This window comes from Pseudomonas delhiensis (genome assembly GCF_900187975.1).
In the GTDB taxonomy this organism is placed as follows: Bacteria; Pseudomonadota; Gammaproteobacteria; order Pseudomonadales; family Pseudomonadaceae; genus Pseudomonas; species Pseudomonas delhiensis.
In genome coordinates this window covers 37,607-59,130 of the sequence record NZ_FZPC01000030.1, presented here as the reverse complement: position 1 = coordinate 59,130, position 21,524 = coordinate 37,607, and the positions used below count along the sequence as shown (strand labels likewise).

Sequence of the window (21,524 nt, the reverse complement as noted above, 5' to 3'; positions counted from 1 at the left end):
GCGGCCTGCGCCTGTTGCTGGGCTGGCTGCTGCTACTGGTCGGCCTGGCCGCCCAGGGCGCCGAACTCAGCGACCTGGAGCGCACGCGCATTACCCAGGTATTCCCCGGCGTCGAGCGCATCGGCGAGGCCGAAGGCGAATTCGGCGTGCGCCGCCTGTTCAAGGGCGACGAGCTGCTCGGCTACGCCTTCCAGAGCATCCGCGTCACGCAGATGCCGGCCTATTCCGGCAAGCCGATCAACCTGCAGGTGATCCTCGATCCCCATGCGGTGATCCGCGACGCCTATGTGCTCGAACACCACGAGCCGATCCTGCTGATCGGCATCCCCGTCGAGAAACTGCATGCCTTCACCGCCGGCTACGCTGGCGTGCGGGCCGACCAGCGCGTTGTGGTGGGGCGCTCCAGCGATGCCCAGACGACCACCATCGATGCCGTCGCCGGCGCCACCGTCACGGTCATGGTGGTCAACGAGATCGTCATGCGCGCCGCCCACACCGTGGCGGTGTCCCTGGGGCTGATCGAGGACGGCGGCAGCGTGCGGCCCAAGCCCGCGCAGGTGCGCCTGGATGCCTTCCAGCCGGCGACCTGGACCGAGCTGACCGGCAGCGGCGCGATCCGCCGCCTGCAGCTGAACCGCGGGCAGATCGACGACGCCTTCAAGGGCACCGAGGCCGCCAACGTCGGCGCGGCCGATGCGGCGCACCGGGCGGACGACTTCATCGACCTCTACACCGCCCTGCTCAACCCGCCGGGCATCGGCCGCAACCTGCTCGGCGAGCGCCAGTACCAGGAGCTGATGGACGCGCTGAAGCCCGGCGAATACGCCATCGCCGTGCTGGGCAACGGCCAGTATTCGTTCAAGGGCTCGGGCTACGTGCGCGGCGGCATCTTCGACCGGGTGCAGCTGCGCCAGTTCGGCGACATCCTCAGCTTCCGCGACCTCGACTACCAGCGCCTGTCCGACGTCTACGCCGAGGGCATGCCGGCCTTCGCCGAGATGGCCATCTTCATCGTCCGCGCCCAGCACCGCTTCGACCCCGGCACGCCGTGGAACCTGGAGCTGCTGGTACGCCGCCAGACCGGCCCGGTGGCCAGCCTGTTCACCAGCTTCGCCCTGCCCTACCAGACACCCGAGGCCTACCTGCTGCGGCCGCAGCCGACGGCCGAGGAACTGGCAGCCCTGGAAGAGGCCAAGCGCCCGCTGTGGCTGCGCATCTGGTACCAGAAGAGCTTCCAGATCGGCGTGCTGCTCGGCGCCCTGGCGCTGCTCGCCACCATCCTCTTCCTGCAGGACGCCCTCACCCGCCGGCCGCACCTGCTGCACTGGGTGCGCCGCGGCTACCTGGCGTTCACCCTGGTGTTCATCGGCTGGTATTGCCTGGGCCAGCTGTCGGTGGTCAACGTGCTCACCTTCGTCCACGCGCTGTTCGAAGGCTTCCGCTGGGAGCTGTTCCTCAGCGACCCCATCCTGTTCATCCTCTGGACCTTCACCGCCGCCAGCGTGCTGCTCTGGGGGCGCGGCGTGTTCTGCGGCTGGCTGTGCCCGTTCGGCGCCCTGCAGGAGCTGCTCAACGAGGCCGCGCGCAAGCTGCGGGTGCCGCAGTTCGAGCTGCCCTTCGCGGTCCACGAGCGGCTCTGGGCGGTCAAGTACATCATCCTGCTGGCGCTGTTCGGCCTCTCCCTCGAATCGCTCGCCACCGCCGAGCGCGCCGCCGAGGTGGAGCCGTTCAAGACCGCCATCACCCTGGGCTTCGCCCGCCAGTGGGGCTTCGTCGCCTACGCCGCCGGCCTGCTGCTGGTCAACCTGTTCACCCGCAAGGTCTATTGCCGCTACCTCTGCCCGCTCGGCGCGGCCCTGGCCATCCCCGGCAAGGCGCGCCTGTTCGACTGGCTCAAGCGGCGCAAGGAATGCGGCCAGCCCTGCCAGCTGTGCGCCCGCGAATGCGAGATCCAGGCCATCCACCCGGACGGCCGGATCAACGCCAACGAGTGCCACTACTGCCTCGACTGCCAGCTCACCTACCACGACGAAAACAAGTGCCCGCCGCTGGTGAACAAGCGCAAGAAACGTAACAGGCAGGCACCGGCGGACGACGGCGAGCGGATCGCCGTGCGCCAACTCTGAATACCAACTTGGGAGGATCGGACATGAACGAGAAGAAACACCCGCAACCCGAAGACGCCAGCGGCTTCAGCCGCCGTGACTTCCTCGGCGCCTCGGCGGTCACCGGCGCCGCGGCGCTGGTCGGCGCCAGCGCCCTGGGCGGCGCGGTGATCCCGCGCGAGGCCTGGGCCGAGACGGTCAAGGCGGCGCAGGCCAAGGCCCACGTCGGCCCCGGCGAGCTGGACGAGTACTACGGCTTCTGGAGCGGCGGCCACTCCGGCGAGGTGCGGGTGCTGGGCATCCCCTCGATGCGCGAGCTGATGCGCATCCCGGTGTTCAACGTCGACTCGGCCACCGGCTGGGGCCTGACCAACGAGAGCAAGCACATCCTCGGCGACAGCGCGCGCTTCCACAACGGCGACTGCCACCACCCGCACATCTCGATGACCGACGGCAAGTACGACGGCAAGTACCTGTTCATCAACGACAAGGCCAACAGCCGCGTCGCGCGCATCCGCCTGGACATCATGAAGTGCGACAAGATCGTCACCGTCCCCAACGTCCAGGCCATCCACGGCCTGCGCCTGCAGAAGGTGCCGCACACCAAGTACGTGTTCTGCAACGCCGAATTCATCATTCCCCACCCCAACGACGGCTCCAGCTTCGACCCCGGCGCGGACAACGCCTTCACCATGTACAACGCCATCGACGCCGAGACCATGGAGGTGGCCTGGCAGGTGATCGTCGACGGCAACCTGGACAACACCGACATGGACTACACCGGCCGCTTCGCCGCCTCCACCTGCTACAACTCGGAGAAGGCGGTGGACCTGGCCGGCATGATGCGCAACGAGCGCGACTGGGTGGTGGTGTTCGATATCCCGCGCATCGAGGCCGAGATCAAGGCCAAGCGCTTCGTCACCCTGGGCGACTCCAAGGTCCCGGTGGTCGACGGCCGCCGCAAGGACGGCAAGGACAGCGCGGTGACCCGCTACATCCCGGTGCCGAAGAACCCCCACGGCCTGAACACCTCGCCGGACGGCAAGTACTTCATCGCCAACGGCAAGCTGTCGCCGACCTGCAGCATGATCGCCATCGACAAGCTGCCGGACCTCTTCGCCGGCAAGCTCAAGGACCCGCGCGAGGCCGTAGTCGCCGAACCGGAACTGGGCCTGGGCCCGCTGCACACCACCTTCGACGGCCGCGGCAACGCCTACACCACGCTGTTCATCGACAGCCAGCTGGTGAAGTGGAACCTGGAGGACGCAGTGCGCGCCTACAAGGGCGAGAAGGTCGACTACATCCGCCAGAAGCTCGACGTGCACTACCAGCCGGGGCACAACCACGCCTCCCTCTGCGAGACCCGCGAGGCCGACGGCAAGTGGGTGGTGGTGCTGAGCAAGTTCTCCAAGGACCGCTTCCTGCTCACCGGCCCGCTGCACCCGGAGAACGACCAGTTGATCGACATCTCCGGCGACGAGATGAAACTGGTCCACGACGGCCCCACCTTCGCCGAGCCCCACGACTGCATCATGGCCCGCCGCGACCAGATCAAGCCGCGCAAGATCTGGTCGCGCGACGACCCCTTCTTCGCCCCGACCGTGGCCCGGGCGAAGAAGGACGGCATCGACCTGCTCAAGGACAACAAGGTCATCCGCGACGGCAAGCAGGTGCGCGTGTACATGACCTCCATGGCGCCCACCTACGGCATCACCGAGTTCACCGTGAAGCAGGGCGACGAGGTCACGGTGACCATCACCAACCTCGACGAGATCGAGGACGTGAGCCACGGCTTCGTCATGGTCAACCACGGCGTGAGCATGGAGATCAGCCCGCAGCAGACCTCGTCCATCACCTTCGTCGCCGACCGGCCCGGGGTGCACTGGTACTACTGCAGCTGGTTCTGCCATGCCCTGCACATGGAAATGGTCGGCCGCATGCTGGTGGAAAAGGCCTGATACGGGCCGCGGGCGCTGCCGGGCCCGGGGGCCCGGCAGCGCCACCTGCGAACACCCCCGGAGGATGCTTCCGCGTGCCCACTTCCCGCGCCTGCCTCGCCCTGCTGCTGACGCTGGCCAGCCCCGCGCTGGCCGCGCTCCAGCCGATCGACGAGCTGCCCTTGCGCGCGGCCGGCGAAGGGCTGTGGACGCTGGCGGCCGGCACCTACGCCGGCCACTTCCTCATCGACCGGCCAATGCACCTGCGCTGCGAGGACGGCGCCATCTTCGACGGCCAGGGCCAGGGCAGCACCCTCACCGTGCGCAGCGCCGAGGTCACCCTCGAAGGCTGCCGGGTGCGCAACTGGGGCCGCAACCTGACCGACATGGACTCGGCGATCTTCGTCGAGAAACGCGCCCGCGGCGCGGTCCTGCGCGGCAACCGGCTGCAGGGCCCGGGTTTCGGCATCTGGCTCGACGCCAGCGAAGACGCCCGGGTGCTGGACAACCGCATCGAGGGCGATGTGCAGCTGCGCTCCCAGGACCGCGGCAACGGCATCCACCTCTACGCGGTGCGCAACGCCCTGGTCCGCGGCAACCGGGTGCGCCACACCCGCGACGGCATCTACATCGACACCGCCAACGGCAGCGCCATCGAGCACAACCGCCTGGAGGACCTGCGCTACGGCGTGCACTACATGTTCACCAACGACAGCCGGGTGATCGGCAACCTGACCCGCCGCACCCGCACCGGCTACGCGCTGATGCAGAGCCGCAAGCTCAGCGTGATCGGCAACCGCTCGGTGGACGACGAGAACTACGGCATCCTGATGAACTACATCACCTACTCGACCCTCGAAGGCAACCGCGTCGAGGGCGTGCGCAGCGGCAGCGGCGTGACCGGCGAAGGCATGATCGCCGGCGCCGAGGGCAAGGCCCTGTTCATCTACAACTCGCTGTACAACCGCATCGAGGGCAACCGCCTGGCCGGCAGCGCCCTGGGCATCCACCTGACCGCGGGCTCGGAGGAAAACCGCATCGCCGGCAACGCCTTCGTCGGCAACCGCCAGCAGGTGCTCTACGTGGCCAACCGCACCCAGGAATGGTCGGTCGATGGCCGCGGCAACTACTGGAGCGACTACCTGGGCTGGGACCGCGACGACGACGGCCTGGGCGATGTCTTCTACGAGCCCAACGACAACGTCGACCGCCTGCTGTGGCTGTACCCGCAGGTACGCCTGCTGCTCGCCAGCCCCTCCATCGAACTGCTGCGCTGGGTGCAGCGCGCCTTCCCGGTGACGCGCTCGCCGGGGGTGCGCGACAGCCATCCGCTGATGCGCGAACCACAAGCGGAGGCGCGCCCATGAAGCTGCTGGAAATCCAACGCGCCAGCCTGCGCTACGGCGCCTTCACCGCCCTGCACGGGCTCGACCTGGACCTGGCCGCCGGCGAAGTGCTCGGCCTGCTCGGTCACAACGGCGCCGGCAAGACCACCAGCATCAAGCTGATGCTCGGCCTGCTGCGTCCCAACGAAGGCAGCGTGCGGGTGTTCGGCCACGCCGCCGACGCCCCCGCGGTGCGCCGCCAGCTCGGCTTCCTCCCGGAGAACGTCACCTTCTACCCACAGCTGACCGGCCGCGAGACCCTGCGCCACTTCGCCCGCCTCAAGGGCGCCGCGCCCGCCGAGGTGGACGCGCTGCTGGAACAGGTGGGCCTGGCCCAGGCCGCCGACCGGCGCCTGAAGACCTACTCCAAGGGCATGCGCCAGCGCCTCGGCCTGGCCCAGGCGATCCTCGGCCGGCCGCGCCTGCTGCTGCTCGACGAGCCCAGCGTGGGCCTCGACCCGGTGGCCACCGTCGAGCTCTACCGCCTGCTCGACCGCCTGCGCAACCAGGGCACCGGGGTCATCCTCTGCTCCCACGTGCTGCCCGGCGTCGAATCCCACATCGACCGCGCCGCCATCCTGGCCAACGGCCGCCTGCTGACCTGCGGCAGCCTGGCCGAGCTGCGCCGCGAGGCCGGGCTGCCGACGCGCATCCGCATCGCCGGCCCGCGCAAAGAGCGCTGGCTGGCCCATTGGCGCGCCAGCGGCTACGCCGTCCGCGCGCTGGATGGCGGGCGCATCGAACTGCTGGCCAGCGAGGATCGGCAGCGCCGGCTGCTGCAGGCGCTGCTGGAGGAACAGCCCCAGGGCCTGGAGGTGCTGCCGCCCTCGCTGGAGGACCTCTACCTCCACCACATGCAGGGCGCCGGGCGCGCCTGCGGAGAAACGCCATGAAGCCGGTCTGGCACATCGCCCGCAAGGAACTGGCCGACGGCCTGCGCAACCGCTGGCTGCTGGCGATCAGCCTGCTGTTCGCCCTGCTCGCCGTGGGCATCGCCTGGTTCGGCGCCGCCACCGCCGGGCAGGTGGGCTTCACCTCGATCCCGGCGACCATGGCCAGCCTCGCGAGCCTGGCCACCATCCTCATGCCGCTGATCGCCCTGCTGCTGGCCTACGACGCCATCGTCGGCGAGGAGGAAGGCGGCACCCTGCTGCTCCTGCTGGCCTACCCGCTGAGCCGTGGCCAGCTGCTGCTGGGCAAGTTCCTCGGCCACGGCCTGATCCTCGCCCTGGCCACCCTGCTCGGCTTCGCCGCCGCCGCCCTGTCCATCGCCCTGCTGGTGGAGGACATCCAGCTGCCCCAGCTGCTGTGGGCCTTCGCCCGCTTCATCCTGTCGTCCACCCTGCTCGGCTGGGCCTTCCTGGCCATGGCCTACGCCCTGAGCAGCCGCGTCGGCGAGAAGTCCACCGCCGCCGGCCTGGCGCTGGGCCTGTGGTTCTTCTTCGTGCTGCTGTTCGACCTCGCCCTGCTGGCCCTGCTGGTGCTGGGCAAGGGCCGCCTCAGCCCGGAGCTGCTGCCCTGGCTGCTGCTGCTCAATCCCACCGACATCTACCGCCTGATCAACCTCTCCGGGCTCGGCCCGGAGATCGACGGCGTGCTGGTCCTGGGCCGCGACCTGCCGGTGCCCGGCGCCCTGCTCTGGCTGGCCCTGGCCGCCTGGACGCCGGCGGCGCTGGCCCTGGCCTACCGGCTGTTCCAGCGTCGCCCGGCCTGACGTCTCACCCCAAGGAGCCCCCGATGCCGCTGCCCCGCCCGCCCCGCCTCTACCTCGCCGCCCTGCTCGGCCTGCTGCTCGCCGGCTGCGGCGACGGCCGCCAGGACGCCGCCGACCTCGCCCCGGTGCCCTTCCACAGCGGCGACGAATGCCACGTCTGCGGCATGCTCATCGACGGCTTCCCCGGCCCCAAGGGCGAGGCCGTGGGCGCCGGCAAGGTGCGCAAGTTCTGCTCCACCGCCGAGCTGCTCGGCTGGTGGCTGCAGCCGGAGAACCGCCACGACGGCCAGCGCCTGTACGTGCACGACATGGCCCGCAGCGACTGGAACCACCCGGACGACCGCCACCTGATCGACGCCACCGGCGCCTACTACGTGGTGGGCATCCAGCGCCCCGGGGCGATGGGCGCCACCCTCGCCTCCTTCGGCAACCAGGCCGACGCCGAGCGTCTGGCCAAGGCTGAAGGCGGCCGCGTGCTGCGCTTCGCCGAGATCGACCAGGCGGTGCTGCAGGGCGTGGGCGGCGACCACGCGCACCAGGCGCACTAGCCCGCCGGCTGGCCGTAGGCCTCCAGGAGGGCGGCGAAGGCCGCCGGCGCCAGCGGCGGGCTGATCAGGTAGCCCTGGATCTCGTCGCAGCGGTGCTGGCGCAGGAAATCCAACTGCTCCTGGCGCTCCACGCCCTCGGCCACCACCTTCAGCTCCAGGCTGTGGACCATGGCGATGATGGCGCGGGTGATGGCGGCGTCCTCGCCCTGGGCGGACAGGTCGCGGATGAAGGTCTGGTCGATCTTCACGTAGTCCACCGGGAAGCGCTTGAGGTAGCTGAGCGAGGAATAGCCGGTGCCGAAGTCGTCGATGGCCAGCTTCACGCCCATCTCGCGCAGCTGGCGGAAGGTGGCGATGACGCTCTCGACGTTCTCCAGCAGCTGGCTCTCGGTGATCTCCAGCTCCAGCAGCCGCGGCGCCAGGCCCGTCTCATCGAGCACGGTGCGCACCAGGCTGGCCAGGTTGCCCTGGCGCAGCTGGTGCACCGAGAGGTTCACCGACACCCGCAGGTCGGCCAGCCCCCGGGCCTGCCAGGCACGCGCCTGGCGGCAGGCGCGGCGCAGCACGAACTCGCCGATGGCGCCGATCAGCCCGGTTTCCTCGGCCAGGGGGATGAACTCGCCCGGCGGCACCATGCCCAGCTGCGGATGGCGCCAGCGCACCAGGGCCTCGGCGCTGTCCAGGCGGCCGTTGGCCAGGTTCAGCTTGGGCTGGTAGTGCACCTCCAGCTGGCCGTCCTCGATGGCCTTGCGCAGCTGCACTTCCAGCTGCAGGCGCTCCAGGGTGCAGGCCTGGAGGTTGTCGGTGAAGAACTGGAAGGTGTTGCCGCCCAGGTGCTTGGCGTGCTGCATGGCCATGTTCGCCTGGCTCATCAGCGCGGAAATCTCCCGGGCGTTCTCCGGCAGCAGGCTGATGCCCAGGGAGGCGCTGAGCATCAGCTCCTGGCCGGCGACGCTCATCGGCATGCGCAGCCGCGTCAGCAGGCGGCTGGACAGGCGCGCCAGGGCCGAGAGGCTGGAATAGGAGTCCACCAGCACGGCGAACTCGTCGGCCGACAGCCGGGCGATGGTGTCCGCCTCCGGCACCGCCTGGGTCAGGCGCCGGGCGATCTGCCGCAGCAACTGGTCGCCGACCTCGTGGCCGAGGCTGTCGTTGAGCAGCTTGAAGCGGTCCAGGTCGATCAGCAGCAGGGCCAGGCTGCGCCCGCTGTGCCGCGCGCGCTGGCCGGCGTCATGCAGGCGCTGCTTGAACAGGCCGCGGTTGGCCAGGCCGGTGAGTTCGTCGTAGTGCGACAGGTAGCGCAGGCGCTCCTCGGCGTCGCGGCGCGCCGTGAGGTCGGCGAAGAAGCCCACCACGTGGGACGGCTGGCCGCGGTTGTCGCGCACCATGTTCAGCTGCAGCCACTGCGGGTACGGCTCGCCGTTCCTGCGCGTCTCCAGCAGCTCGCCCTGCCAGCTGCCGACGCGCTCCAGCTCCTCGCGGATCAGCAGGTACTGGCGGCGGGTCTCGGGGTTGCCGGAGAGGTTCGCGGCGACCTCGCCGATCACCTCTTCCGGGCGGTGCCCGGTGACGCGGCTGAAGGCCTGGTTGACCGCCAGCAGGCGGTAGTCGGCGTCGAGGATGACGATGCCCTCGCTGGCCGCCTCGAACACGGTGGCGGCCAGGCGCTGCTCTTCCTCGCGGCGCTTGCGCGCGCTGACGTCGCAGCGGGTGCCGAGCATCCGCGTGACCTTGCCGCGGGCGTCGCGGGCCATCACCCGGCCGCGGTCCTCCACCCACACCCAGTGGCCGTCGGCATGGCGCACGCGGTATTCGACGCGGTAGCCGTCGGTGCGCCCGCGCAGGTGGTCGGCCAGGGCCCGGCGCAGCAGCGGCACGTCGTCCGGGTGCAGCAGCGGGCGCAGGTCGGCGCGCATGCTGCGCACCGCGTCCTGGTCGAGGCCGAAGATTTCCCGCAGGCGCGAGTGGTGCACCTCGTCGGTGCGCAGGTTCCAGTCCCACAGCCCCAGCTCGCTGGCCTCCAGGGCCAGGGCCAGGCGCGCCTGGCTGTCGCTCAGCTCCAGGCTGCCGGCCTCGACCCGCGCCTGCAGCTGGTCGCGGGCCTCGCGCAGGGCGCGTTCGGCGCTGCGGCGCTGCTCGACCTCGCGGGCCAGGTCCTGGTTGAGAGCTTCCGTGCGGCCCTTGGCCTGCTCCAGGTGGGCCACCAGGGCGAGGGTCTGGAAGCGCCGCAGCAGGCTGCCCTGGACCAGCCGGTTGACCTGCCAGGCCACCACCAGCAGGGCCGACAGCAGGATCGAGCCGAGCAGCCCCCAGCCCTGCTGCAGGTCGCTGCCCCTGAGCAGCAGGTAGCCGATGGACGGCAGCAGGCAGGGCAAGGCGAAGGTCAGGAAGGCCGGCAGGCTCACGGCGTAGGCGACGCTGGCGGAGAGGATGGCCGCGGCGATCAGGCCGAACACCAGGGCCTGCTGCAGGAAGGCATCCGGCGGCACCAGGGCGATGGCGGCGAAGGCCAGGGTCAGCCCCGAGGCGCCGGCGCCGAAGAGGAACGCCCGCTGCCAGTGGGCCTCGGCCTGGCGCTGCGGCTCGGCGTTGTGGAAGGCGGCGACCTGGATCAGCCGCATCACCGCCAGCAGCACCAGCCACACCAGCCAGCCGGCCAGCAGCAGGCCGTCCTGGCTGCGCCAGAGCAGGCCGGCGCAGGCCAGGCCGTTGAGCAGCATGAGCAGGGTCGGCACCCGCGAGCCCTGGTAGAGCAGGCGGGTGCGCTCGATGGCGAGTTCGTGGGCGTACTGCTGGCGGATCTCGGCCTGGCTGAACGGCACGGCCGAGGTATCCAGGTATGCGGTCATAGGCGGCTTTTTCTTGTAGTGGTCGGCCTTGGCGTGGCCCGAGCATAACCGAGGCGGCAGGGCCGCCCAAGCTCGGCAAAGCGGCAATATGCCAGCAAATCACTGAACTTTCGTCGGGCAGGTGCCGGACGGCGCTTCGGTTTGCCGGGCTTTCCCCGCCATCGGTAGAATGCCGCCCCATGAACGACGACCTCTCCCTCCTGCTCAACTCCCTCAACGACCCGCAGCGCCAGGCCGTGGCCGCGCCGCTGGGGCACCAGCGCGTGCTCGCCGGTGCCGGCTCGGGCAAGACCCGCGTGCTGGTGCACCGCATCGCCTGGCTGATCCAGGTGGAGCACGCCTCGCCCCACAGCATCCTGGCGGTGACCTTCACCAACAAGGCGGCGGCGGAGATGCGCGCGCGCATCGAGCAGTTGCTGGGCATCAACCCGGCGGGCATGTGGGTCGGCACCTTCCACGGCCTGGCCCACCGCCTGCTGCGCGCCCACTGGCGCGAGGCCGGGCTGCCCGAGGGCTTCCAGATCCTCGACAGCGACGACCAGCTGCGCCTGGTCAAGCGCGTGGTGCGCGAGCTGGGCCTGGACGAGCAGCGCTGGCCGCCGCGCCAGGCGCAGTGGTTCATCAACGCGCAGAAGGACGAGGGCCACCGCCCGCAGAACATCCAGGCCAGCGGCGACCTCTACCTGGCCACCATGGTCAGCGTCTACCAGGCCTACGAAGAAGCCTGCGCCCGCGCCGGCGTGGTCGACTTCGCCGAGCTGCTGCTGCGCTCGCTGGACCTGTGGCGCAACGACCCCGGCCTGCTGGCGCACTACCAGCGGCGCTTCCGGCACATCCTGGTGGACGAGTTCCAGGACACCAACGCCGTGCAGTACGCCTGGCTGCGCCTGCTCGCCCGCGGCGGCGAGAGCCTGATGGTGGTGGGCGACGACGACCAGTCGATCTACGGCTGGCGCGGCGCCAAGATCGAGAACATCCAGCAGTTCGCCGACGACTTCGCCGGCACCGAGGACATCCGCCTGGAGCAGAACTACCGCTCCACCGCCACCATCCTCAAGGCCGCCAACGCCCTGATCGCCAACAACCACGGGCGCCTGGGCAAGGAACTGTGGACCGACGGGGTGGATGGCGAGCCCATCACCCTCTACGCCGGCTTCAACGAGCACGACGAGGCCCGCTACATAGTCGAGACCCTCTCGGACGCCCTGCGCAAGGACGGCCTCAAGCGCAGCGAGATCGCCATCCTCTACCGCTCCAACGCGCAGTCGCGGGTGCTGGAAGAGGCCCTGCTGCGGGAGAAGATCCCCTACCGCATCTACGGCGGCCAGCGCTTCTTCGAGCGCGCCGAGATCAAGAACGCCCTGGCCTACCTGCGGCTGATCCGCCTGCGCGACGACGACGCCGCGCTGGAACGGGTGGTCAACATCCCGCCGCGCGGCATCGGCGAGAAGACCGTCGAGGCCATCCGCAACGCCGCGCGCCTGAACGGCACCTCCATGTGGCGCGCGATCAACGACGTGATCGCCGCCAAGGCCGTGACCGGCCGCGCCGCCAGCGCGCTCAACGGCTTCCTCGAGACCGTCGACCTGCTGGCCCAGCGGGTCGAGGGCATGCCGCTGCACCAGATGACCCAGACGGTCATCGAGCAGTCCGGGCTGATCAGCTACCACAAGGAAGAGAAGGGCGAGAAAGGCCAGGCCCGGGTGGAGAACCTGGAGGAACTGGTCAGCGCCGCCCGCGCCTTCGAGACCCCCGGGGACGAGGACATCCCGCCGCTGGTGGCCTTCCTCGACCACACCGCGCTGGAGGCCGGCGACACCCAGGCCGACGCCTTCGAGGACAGCGTGCAGCTGATGACCCTGCACAGCGCCAAGGGCCTGGAGTTCCCCCTGGTGTTCCTGGCCGGCATGGAGGAAGGCCTGTTCCCCCACAAGATGAGCCTGGAGGAGCCCGGCCGCCTGGAAGAGGAACGCCGCCTGGCCTACGTCGGCATCACCCGCGCCATGCAGCGCCTGGTGCTGACCTACGCCGAGACCCGCCGCCTGTACGGCAGCGAGACCTACAACAAGGTCTCGCGCTTCGTCCGCGAAATCCCGCCGGGCCTGATCCAGGAAGTGCGCCTGTCCAACTCGGTGAGCCGGCCGCTGTCCGGCAACCAGCGCAGCGGCAGCCTGTTCAGCGGCGCCGGCGTGCCGGAAACCCCCTTCGCCCTCGGCCAGTCGGTACGCCACCCGCTGTTCGGCGACGGCGTGATCCTCAACTTCGAAGGCTCCGGCGCCCAGGCCCGGGTGCAGGTGAACTTCGACGGCGAAGGCAGCAAGTGGCTGATGCTCGGCTACGCCAAGCTGGAGGCGGTGTAGAGCCGCCGCCGCCAACGTCAGGCATCACCTGCAGGAGCGGACTCCGTCCGCGATTTCGCGCGCAGGGCGCGCTCCTACGGGGGAGTGGCGCGGGTGGCGCAGCGTAGGAGCGGATCTCACCCGCGAATCGCGCCGGAACATCCGGCTATCGCGGACAGAGTCCGCTCCTACAGGAAAATGCCACGCCTTCCGGCAACCTGTAGGAGCGAGCTTGCTCGCGAACGGACTCCGCAGCGGGGTTTATTCGCGAGCAAGCTCGCTCCTACGAAGAGCATTTCGGCGCGGGACGCAAGACAGTTGCTCCTACACCATCCGGCAAGCCCATCACCGCCGAATGGGTTTCGCAAACTCACCCCATCCGTTGAGGCGCCCCCGGCGCGGGCAGCTCAATGCCCGCCCTTGCCCTGCTCCAGGGTTTCCAGCAGGGCGATCTGCATCCGCGAGTGCAGGCGGATGAACCAGCGCCAGCCCACCGCCAGCGCCAGCGCGGCCACCAGGCCCACCACCACCAGCAGTTCGCCCGGCGGCAGGATGCTCGAGCTGAGCGCCGCCAGCAGCAGCATCATGCCGCCCAGGGACAGCAGCGGGATCATCTCGGCGATCACCCGGCGCACCCGGGCGGTGTGGCGCCCGGCGCTCTCGGCCTTCACGCCCATCTCCGCCAGCAGCATGGCCAGGGCCTTGAGCTTGCGGTAGGCGGCGATCAGGAAGGGCAGCGACAGCAGCAGCGCGGCGCCCCAGATCAGCGCCTTGTGCAGCGCCTCGTGCTCGATCCAGTTGGCCAGCCACTCGGCGATCCGCCCGGCGAAGAACGCCAGGCCGAAGAAGATGGCGATCACCAGCACCAGGTTCACCCCCACCTGCAGCAGGATGCGCCGGATCATCCCGGCCAGCACCGCCTTGTCGCCGCGCGGGCGGATGCTGCGCAGCCATTCGCCGTACAGGCCGAACACCCGCACCATGGGCGAAGGCAGGGTGCGCCCCAGGTACAGCGCCAGGGGGTCGGCGGAGCGGATCAGGTAGGGCGTCAGCAGCGTGGTGATGGCCGACACCCCGACCACCACCGGGTAGAGGAAGTCGCTGGTCACCCCCAGGCTCATGCCCAGGGCGGCGATGATGAAGGAGAACTCGCCGATCTGCGACAGGCCCATGCCCACGCGCATCGAGGTGCGCCCGTCGTTGCCGGCGATGTAGGCGCCGGTGCCGCAGGACACCAGCTTGCCCAGCACCACCACCAGGGTGATGACCAGGATGGGCGCGGCGTAGTCCACCAGCACCCGCGGGTCGATGGTCAGACCGATGGCGACGAAGAAGATGGCGCTGAACATGTCGCGCACCGGCTCCATCAGCCGCTCGATCTGCACCAGTTGGCGCGATTCGGCCATGATCGCGCCGATCAGGAAGGCGCCGAGGATCATGCTGTACTCCAGCTTCACCACCAGCAGGCAGAAGCCGAAGCACAGGCCGAGCACCGTCACCAGCAGCATCTCGTTGCTCTCGAACTTCGCCACGTAGGCCAGCAGGCGCGGCACCAGCAGGATGCCGACGACCAGCGCCACCACCATGAACAGGCTCAGCTTGCCCACCGTGGAGGCCACCTGGTCGGCCTCCACCGTGCCGCTCACGGCGATGCCGGAGAACAGCGCGATGATGCCGATGCCGAGGATGTCCTCGATGATCAGCACGCCGAAGATCAGCTGGGCGAAGCGCTCGTTCTTCAGCTTCAGGTCGCCCAGCACCTTGATGATGATGGTGGTCGAGGACATCGCCAGGATGGCGCCGAGGAACAGCGAGTCCATGGTGTTCCAGTCGAACAGCCGGCCGATCTCGAAGCCGGCCCAGATCATCAGGGTGATCTCCAGGAAGGCGGCGATGAAGGCCGTGGCGCCGACCTGGAACAGCTTGCGCAGGCTGAACTCCAGGCCCAGGCAGAACATCAGAAAGATCACCCCCAGCTCGGCGAGGGTCTTGATGGTCTGCTCGTCGTGGACCAGGCCGAAGGGCGGCGTGTGCGGGCCGATGATCACCCCGGCGACGATGTAGCCGAGCACCACCGGCTGCTTGAAGCGGTGGCAGAGGATGGTGACGAAGCCGGCGATCAGCATGATCACCGCGAGGTCCTGGATGAAGTCGATGGCGTGCATGGCGGCGGTCCTCGCGCGATGAGACAGTGGGGGATCGCGCGGCCAGCGGCCCCGCTAGGCCGCCAGACTATCAAACGGCCAGCGCCTTCGAGGCCGCTGAAAAACCCGGTAACAGACGTTCCCGCCGGTGCCGCCCGCTGCGCCCGGATGACGCAGGGGCAATAGCCGGAAACAAAATCCGGCTGGCCGCTGGCGGCCAGGCTCGGCAACATGGCGCGCGTCGTATTCCAACCAAGAGAATGACCCCGATGAAGCGCTTTCTCAGCCTTGCCATGGCCTTCTGTGTCGCCGTGACGCTCAGCCTCGACGTCAATGCCGCCAAACGGTTCGGCGGCGGCAAGAGCATGGGCTCGGCGCCCAGCCACCAGACCCGCCAGGCGCAGCCGAACACCGCCCCGAACACCCCCAACGCCGCCGCCCCCGCAGCCGGTGCGGCCGCAGGCGCCGCCGCGGCCGGCGGTGCGTCGCGCTGGCTCGGCCCGCTGGCCGGCATCGCCGCCGGCGGCCTGCTGGCCTCCATGTTCATGGGCGACGGCTTCCAGGGCATGCAGTTCCTCGACATCCTGATCATCGCCCTGATCGCCTTCGTCGTCTTCCGCTTCATCGCCGCCCGTCGCCGCCAGCAGGCGCAGCCGGCCATGGCCGGGCACGCCCCGCTGCAGCGCGAGATGCCGGCCGCCCAGCCGTCGCCGTTCGGCGCCACCGCCCGTGCGGCCGCCGCCGCCCCGGTGATCAACGCGCCGAGCTGGTTCGACGAGCAGCGCTTCGTCGGCGCCGCCCGCGAGCACTTCCTGTCCCTGCAGCAGCACTGGGACGCCAACGAGATGGACAAGATCGCCGAGTTCGTCACCCCGCAGATGCTGCAGTGGCTGAAGCAGGAACGCGCCGAGCTGGGCGACGGCTACCAGTCCACCTACATCGACAACCTGCAGGTGCAGCTGGAAGGCGTCGACGACCAGGCCGACAAGACCATCGCCACCCTGACCTTCAGCGGCCTGTCCAAGACCTCGCGCTTCGACCAGGGCGAAACCTTCAGCGAAAGCTGGCGCATGGAGCGCGCCCAGGGCCAGGACCAGCCCTGGCTGCTGGCTGGCATCCGCCAGAACGGCTGATGGCTTCTGCCGTAGCGCTGTTCGCTTAAGCCAAGAAAGAACGCCGTTTCCCTCCACCGGGAAACGGCGTTTTCGTTCCTATGCACTGGCCCTGTGGAAGCGAGACAGCCATCCGTGACACCAGGGTGCCCGGCGCGGCCGGTGAGTCCGCCCCTGCGCCTCCACCGCTGTCCCACCTGAGCGCGCCCTGCGCGCGATTCGCGGGCAGGGCCCGCTCCTACGACCGTGCATCCTGGAGCCGTAGGACTCTGTCCGCGATTTGGCGGATAACGCCGTAGGCGTTATGCGCCCTACGGGTTTCCAGCGAAACCTCCGAGCGCAGCGGAACGCCCCTCTCCCCTGGGAGAGGGCTGCGGTGAGGGTACGGAACCACCCCCGCCCCCATGGCCACCGGCCTCCTCCCAACCCAACCCCTTCCACTCGTCCGCCAGACGTCGCCAGCGTGAACTTGCGCCCAGGGCCGGCTACTACTGTATAAAGCGCGCCAGTCAATCGAGAGGCCCCTGCCGTGGAAGATGTCATCGACCAATTGCGTGAACTCAACGAGCCCGTCCCTGTCCCCCTGGAGCTGCCGGACGAGGAACTGCTGGTGGAGATCGAGGAAGAGCTGCTGATCGGCCTTCCGTCGGAATTCCGCGAGTTCCTCCTCAAGGTCAGCGACGTCGTCTACGGCCGCCTGGAGCCGGTCACTGTGACCGACCCGCACTCCCACACCTACCTGCCGGAGGTGGCCGCGGTGGCCTGGGCGATGGGCCTGCCGCGCGAGCTGATACCGCTCTGCGCCGATGGTGACGACTACTATGCGGTGGCCCAGGACGGCGAGGTGGTGCTCTGGGCGGACGGCGAACTGACCGAGGAAACCTGGGACTCGGTGTGGACCTGGGCACGCGACGTATGGTTGGACACCTGAGCCCGGACCACTGAATTTCCAAGCGGAGCGGTTGTCACAGTGGCTACCGAGCGTGTACCCAAACCTTCTGCCAAGGCCGGTCCACGATGTCCCTTGGAGACTCTATGAAGCTGAAATACCTATTCCTCAGCGCACTGCTGCTCGGCCTGGCCGGCTGTGCCGACAAGGCCGTGGTGATGCTGAACGACGGCAGCGAGGTCCTGGTCAAGGACCACGCCGATTTCGACAAGTACAACGACTACTACGAGTTCGAACAACTGGACGGGCAGACCATCCTCATCCGCAAGGAAAACGTCCGCTACATCAAGACCGAGTGACGCGCCCTCAGCGCGTCACGCTCGCCCCCGACTCCAGCGCCAGCAGATTCAGCAGGTACTGGCCGAAGTAGGCCAGGTCCTGTTCGATGGCCGCCCGCGCGGCGCGGGCATCGCCCCGCCGGACCGCGTCCAGGGCGTGTTCGTGGAAGTCGTTCAGGCGCAGCGACAGGTCGGCGCCGGTGAACAGCCGGTTGAAGAAGGGCCCGACCTGCAGCCACAGCGCCTCGATCATGCGTAGCAGCGTGTGGTTGCCGCAGGCGCGGTAGAGCGTCAGGTGGAAGCGGCTGTTGTGCTCCAGGTAGGCCTGGACGTCGCGCCGCTGCACGGCCTCCTCCATGGCCCGGATGCAGTCCTCCAGCACCTCGATGTCCGCCCCCCGCAGGCGCGGCACCCCATCCTCGACGGCGAGCCCCTCCAGTGACTGGCGAATCTGCAGTATCTGCAGGAAGCGCTCGCGGGTCATCACCGGCACCCGCAGCGAGCGCTGCGGCTCGCCCTCCAGGGCGCCCTCGGCGACCAGCCGCTGCAGCGCGGCGCGCACCGGCATCGGGCTGGTGCCCCATTCGTCGGCCAGGTCGCGGATCTTCAACCGCTCGCCGGGCTGGAAGCGCCCGCTGAGCAGGGCCTGGCGCAGGTTCTGGTACAGCTGTTGCTGGAGGTTCTCGGCCATGGCGTCACTCCGCGCGGGCCGGGGGCGCCGGCAGTTGGGCGAAGGTCAGGCTGCATTCGTGCGTCATTTCGAATCGTCCTCGTCGGGCCCCCTTGCCAGGGCCGCACATTTTTGTGATCACAAATCCTGTTGTACCGAAGATTAACAGGCGTCACTCAGCATGTATTGACTTTTTTGTGATCACAAACGGAAGATGTGCAAAAAAACAAACGAGGTGTGCAAGATGACCGCCAGCGGAATCGCCCAACAGGCCGTGGATGCATTCACCGCCCGCGAACGCCAACGCTTCCTGGAGCAGAACCCGAAATCCGTGGCCCTGGCCGAGCGCGCGCGCAACTCGCTGTACGCCGGCGTGCCGATGCACTGGATGGCCGACTGGTCCACCCCCTGCCCGCTGTTCGTCGAGCGCGCCAAGGGCGCCCGCTTCTACGACGTTGACGGCCACGAGTACCTGGACTTCTGCCTGGGCGACACCGGCACCATGTTCGGCCATTCCCCCGATCCGGTCGCCAGGGCGCTGGCCGAGCAGGCCAACAACGGCCTGACCACCATGCTCCCGGGCGAGGACGCCGTGGTCTGCGGCGAACTGCTGGCCGCGCGCTTCGGCCTGCCCTTCTGGCAGGTCACCGCCACCGCCACCGACTCCAACCGCTATGTGCTGCGCTGGGCCCGCGCCATCACCGGGCGCAAGACCCTGCTGGTGTTCGACGGCTGCTACCACGGCACCGTCGACGACGTCATGGTGCGCTACCGCGACGGCCAGACCGTGCCGCGCTCCGGGCTGGTCGGCCAGGCCTACGACCTGACCCAGTACAGCCGCTCCATCCCCTTCAACGACGTCGAGGCGCTGGAAGCCGCGCTGGCCCGGGGCGACGTCTGCGCCCTGCTGTGCGAGCCGGCGATGACCAACATCGGCATGGTCCTGCCCGATGCGGGCTTCCTGCAGAAGTGCCGCGAGCTGACGCGCAAGTACGGCGCGCTGCTGGTCATCGACGAAACCCACACCATCTCCACCGGCATCGGCGGCTGCACCAAGCTGTGGAACCTCGACCCGGACTTCTTCGTGGTCGGCAAGCCGATCGCCGGCGGCGTGCCCTGCGGCATCTTCGGCTGCAGCGCGGAGATGGCCGAGAAGATGCTCGCCTCGCGACAGAAGGCCCAGCAAGACAGCCATGGCCACGGCCACAGCGGCATGGGCACCACCCTCTCGGCCAACGCCCTGGCCATGCACTGCATGCGCGCCAACCTGGAACAGGTGATGACCCAGGCCGCCTACGACCACATGCTGCCGCTGGCCAGGCGCCTGGCCGACGGCTTCCGCCGGCTGATCGCCAGGCACGGCCTGAAGTGGTCGGTGACCGAACTGGGCGCGCGCAGCGAATTCCAGTTCTGCCCGGTCTCGCCGCGCACCGGCGCCGAGGCCGAGGCCGCCTTCCACGACGAACTGCAGATGGCCCTGCACCTGTACCTGATCAACCGCGGCATCCTGATCACGCCGTTCCACAACATGACCCTTTGCTGCCCGGACACCAGCGAAGCCGACGTCGACCGCCTGATCGATACCCTGGATGCGGGCATCACGGAGCTGCTGGCGATTCCCGGGGCTCGCGAGGCTTGATGCAACGCCCCCTGGGCCCGCTCGAAACACCATCGTAGGAGCAACTGTCTCGCGGCCTGCGCCTAGTTGCTCTTCGTAGGAGCGAGCTTGCTCGCGAACCGCATGGCACTGCGTTTGTTCGCGAGCAAGCTCGCTCCTACGAGAAGCCACGCTCGCCTGGAACGCAGGAGCGGACTCCGTCCGCGATGCCTTCCGCCGCCTGCCGGCGGATCGCGGATAAATCCGCTCCTACAAGGAACAGGAGAAACGCCGTCGTAGGATGGGTATCGCTTCGCTCAACCCATCCTACGAAGAACACTTCGGCGCAGCCTGCAAGACAGCTGCTCCTACGAGAACAACACCCGGCGCGCCGCGCCAACCGAGGACCACCATGCAATTCGCCGATCGAAAGGAAGCCGAAGCCTTCCTCGCCGCCCACCCCGAGGTGCGCAGCATCGAGCTGTTCATCATCGACGCCAACGGCATCCCCCGCGGCAAGCTGCTGCACCGCGACGAGCTGCTGGCCATCTACGACAACGGCCGGCCGCTGCCCAGCTCGATCCTCGCCCTCACCGTGCAGGGCGAGGACGTCGAGGGCACCGGGCTGGTCTGGGAAGTGGCCGATGCCGACTGCTGGACCTACCCGCTGCCCGGCAGCCTGACCCTGCAACCCTGGCGCAGCTCGCCCACCGGCCAGCTGCAGGTCAGCATGCACCCGACCCAGGGCCTGCCGGCCACCCCGGCCGACCCGCGCCAGGCGCTGGTGCGGGTGGTCGAGCGGCTCAAGGCCGATGGCTTCCACCCGGTGATGGCGGTGGAGCTGGAGTTCTACCTGCTGGACAAGCAGCGCGACGCCCAGGGCCGCCCGCAGCCGGCCGTGCAGATGAACGGCGTGCGCCCGCAGGCGCCGCAGGTCTATGGCGTGTACGAGCTGGAGCAGGTACAGCCGTTCCTCGACGACCTCTACGCCGCCTGCGAGGCCCAGGGCCTGCCGGTGCGCACGGCCATCTCGGAATACGCGCCGGGCCAGCTGGAGCTGACCCTGGAACACCGCTTCGACGTGCTCCAGGCCATCGACGAAGGCGTGCGCTACAAGCGCCTGGTCAAGGGCGTGGCCAACAGGCACGGGCTGCAGGCCTGCTTCATGGCCAAACCGTTCGGCGATCGCGCGGGCTCCGGCATGCACCTGCACGTCAGCCTGGCCGATGCCGAGGGCAACAACCTCTACGCCAGCGAGCTTTCCGACCTTGAAGGCCCGCAGGGCACGCCGCTGCTGCGCCAGTCCATCGGCGGCATGATGGCCACCCTGCTCGACTCGCTGGCCATCTTCTGCCCCAACGCCAACTCCTTCCGCCGCTTCCAGGCCAACAGCTACGCGCCGCTGGCCAAGAGCTGGGGGGTGAACAACCGTACCGTGTCCTTCCGCGTGCCCGGCGGGCCGGCGCAGAGCCGCCACATCGAGCACCGCATCTGCGGCGCCGACGCCAACCCCTACCTGGCCGCCGCGGCCATCCTCGCCGGCATCCACAAGGGCATCCGCGAACGGCTCGACCCGGGCCCAGCCATCCAGGGCAACGGCTACGAGCAGGCCCGCGAGTTCCTGCCCACCGACTGGCTCACCGCGCTGCGCGCCCTGGAAGCCTCCGGCTGGGCCCGCGAGGCGCTGGGCGAGGAATTCCTCAAGGTGTTCCTGGCCATCAAGTGGGAGGAGTACCGCCAGTTCATGGGCGAAGTCGGCGAACAGGACTGGCGCTGGTACCTGCACCACGCCTGAACCGCGACCATCAGTCGCCTGCGAAAGCTCCAGCGGGATTTACGAAAAAATTACCCTGGCAAAGCGAAGATTCTGGTCTTTTCTTGGTCAGTAGAGACAGAG

Annotated in this window: 15 protein-coding genes; 12 read left to right on the top strand and 3 right to left on the bottom strand. The window is 69.0% G+C overall.

Annotation, left to right across the window (positions count from 1 at the left end):
* Positions 1 to 26: 26 nt before the first annotated feature.
* The 6 genes from nosR to CHC02_RS24135 all read left to right on the top strand — a co-directional run bounded on the left by nosR (position 27) and on the right by CHC02_RS24135 (position 7,689).
* Positions 27 to 2,126: a transcriptional regulator NosR gene (gene nosR / locus CHC02_RS24160; RefSeq protein WP_244160986.1), complete on the top strand. Its 2,100-nt coding sequence runs from the start codon at positions 27 to 29 to the stop codon at positions 2,124 to 2,126.
* A 23-nt stretch (positions 2,127 to 2,149) separates the two neighbouring features.
* Positions 2,150 to 4,063: a TAT-dependent nitrous-oxide reductase gene (gene nosZ / locus CHC02_RS24155; RefSeq protein WP_089393945.1), complete on the top strand. Its 1,914-nt coding sequence runs from the start codon at positions 2,150 to 2,152 to the stop codon at positions 4,061 to 4,063.
* A gap of 101 nt (positions 4,064 to 4,164) precedes the next feature.
* Positions 4,165 to 5,409 carry a nitrous oxide reductase family maturation protein NosD gene (locus CHC02_RS24150; protein WP_244160985.1) on the top strand — a complete coding sequence of 415 codons (1,245 nt, stop codon included), beginning with the start codon at positions 4,165 to 4,167 and terminating at the stop codon, positions 5,407 to 5,409.
* Positions 5,406 to 6,320 (top strand): ABC transporter ATP-binding protein, encoded by a 915-nt coding sequence (locus CHC02_RS24145; RefSeq protein ID WP_089393943.1) that lies wholly within the window; start codon positions 5,406 to 5,408, stop codon positions 6,318 to 6,320. The genes CHC02_RS24150 and CHC02_RS24145 overlap by 4 nt, the downstream gene beginning before the upstream one ends.
* Positions 6,317 to 7,141 carry an ABC transporter permease gene (locus CHC02_RS24140; protein ID WP_089393942.1) on the top strand — a complete coding sequence of 275 codons (825 nt, stop codon included), beginning with the start codon at positions 6,317 to 6,319 and terminating at the stop codon, positions 7,139 to 7,141. Before CHC02_RS24145 ends, CHC02_RS24140 begins: the two co-directional genes overlap by 4 nt.
* A gap of 23 nt (positions 7,142 to 7,164) precedes the next feature.
* Positions 7,165 to 7,689 (top strand): nitrous oxide reductase accessory protein NosL, encoded by a 525-nt coding sequence (locus tag CHC02_RS24135; RefSeq protein ID WP_089393941.1) that lies wholly within the window; start codon positions 7,165 to 7,167, stop codon positions 7,687 to 7,689.
* Here CHC02_RS24135 and CHC02_RS24130 read toward each other — a convergent pair.
* Entirely contained in the window at positions 7,686 to 10,538 is a 2,853-nt protein-coding gene (locus CHC02_RS24130) for an EAL domain-containing protein (RefSeq protein ID WP_089393940.1), read from the bottom strand. The genes CHC02_RS24135 and CHC02_RS24130 overlap by 4 nt on opposite strands.
* Positions 10,539 to 10,717: 179 nt before the next feature.
* On the opposite strand from CHC02_RS24130, the gene uvrD reads away from it, so the two are divergent.
* Positions 10,718 to 12,898, top strand: a complete 2,181-nt coding sequence (gene uvrD / locus CHC02_RS24125) for a DNA helicase II (RefSeq protein ID WP_089393939.1) — start codon at positions 10,718 to 10,720, stop codon at positions 12,896 to 12,898.
* 386 nt (positions 12,899 to 13,284) lie between these two features.
* Here the strand turns inward: uvrD and CHC02_RS24120 are convergent, their stop codons facing one another.
* Complete coding sequence (locus CHC02_RS24120) at positions 13,285 to 15,042, bottom strand: cation:proton antiporter (protein WP_089393938.1); 1,758 nt, start codon at positions 15,040 to 15,042, stop codon at positions 13,285 to 13,287.
* Positions 15,043 to 15,290: 248 nt separating this feature from the next.
* Here CHC02_RS24120 and CHC02_RS24115 point away from each other — a divergent pair, with 248 nt between their 5' ends.
* The 3 genes from CHC02_RS24115 to CHC02_RS24105 all read left to right on the top strand — a co-directional run bounded on the left by CHC02_RS24115 (position 15,291) and on the right by CHC02_RS24105 (position 17,381).
* Positions 15,291 to 16,154, top strand: a complete 864-nt coding sequence (locus tag CHC02_RS24115; RefSeq protein WP_089393937.1) for a Tim44 domain-containing protein — start codon at positions 15,291 to 15,293, stop codon at positions 16,152 to 16,154.
* A 508-nt stretch (positions 16,155 to 16,662) separates the two neighbouring features.
* Positions 16,663 to 17,064 carry an SMI1/KNR4 family protein gene (locus CHC02_RS24110; protein ID WP_009614862.1) on the top strand — a complete coding sequence of 134 codons (402 nt, stop codon included), beginning with the start codon at positions 16,663 to 16,665 and terminating at the stop codon, positions 17,062 to 17,064.
* A gap of 104 nt (positions 17,065 to 17,168) precedes the next feature.
* Positions 17,169 to 17,381 carry a YgdI/YgdR family lipoprotein gene (locus CHC02_RS24105; protein WP_089393936.1) on the top strand — a complete coding sequence of 71 codons (213 nt, stop codon included), beginning with the start codon at positions 17,169 to 17,171 and terminating at the stop codon, positions 17,379 to 17,381.
* A gap of 7 nt (positions 17,382 to 17,388) precedes the next feature.
* Here CHC02_RS24105 and CHC02_RS24100 read toward each other — a convergent pair whose 3' ends face one another.
* On the bottom strand, positions 17,389 to 18,051 hold the full coding sequence (locus CHC02_RS24100; RefSeq protein ID WP_089393935.1) for a GntR family transcriptional regulator: 663 nt from the start codon (positions 18,049 to 18,051) through the stop codon (positions 17,389 to 17,391).
* A gap of 223 nt (positions 18,052 to 18,274) precedes the next feature.
* Here CHC02_RS24100 and CHC02_RS24095 point away from each other — a divergent pair, with 223 nt between their 5' ends.
* Entirely contained in the window at positions 18,275 to 19,669 is a 1,395-nt protein-coding gene (locus CHC02_RS24095; protein WP_089393934.1) for an aspartate aminotransferase family protein, read from the top strand.
* 370 nt (positions 19,670 to 20,039) lie between these two features.
* A complete protein-coding gene (locus CHC02_RS24090; protein WP_089393933.1) occupies positions 20,040 to 21,422 on the top strand; it encodes a glutamine synthetase family protein in 1,383 nt (460 codons plus the stop codon).
* The last annotated feature ends 102 nt before the right edge of the window (positions 21,423 to 21,524 follow it).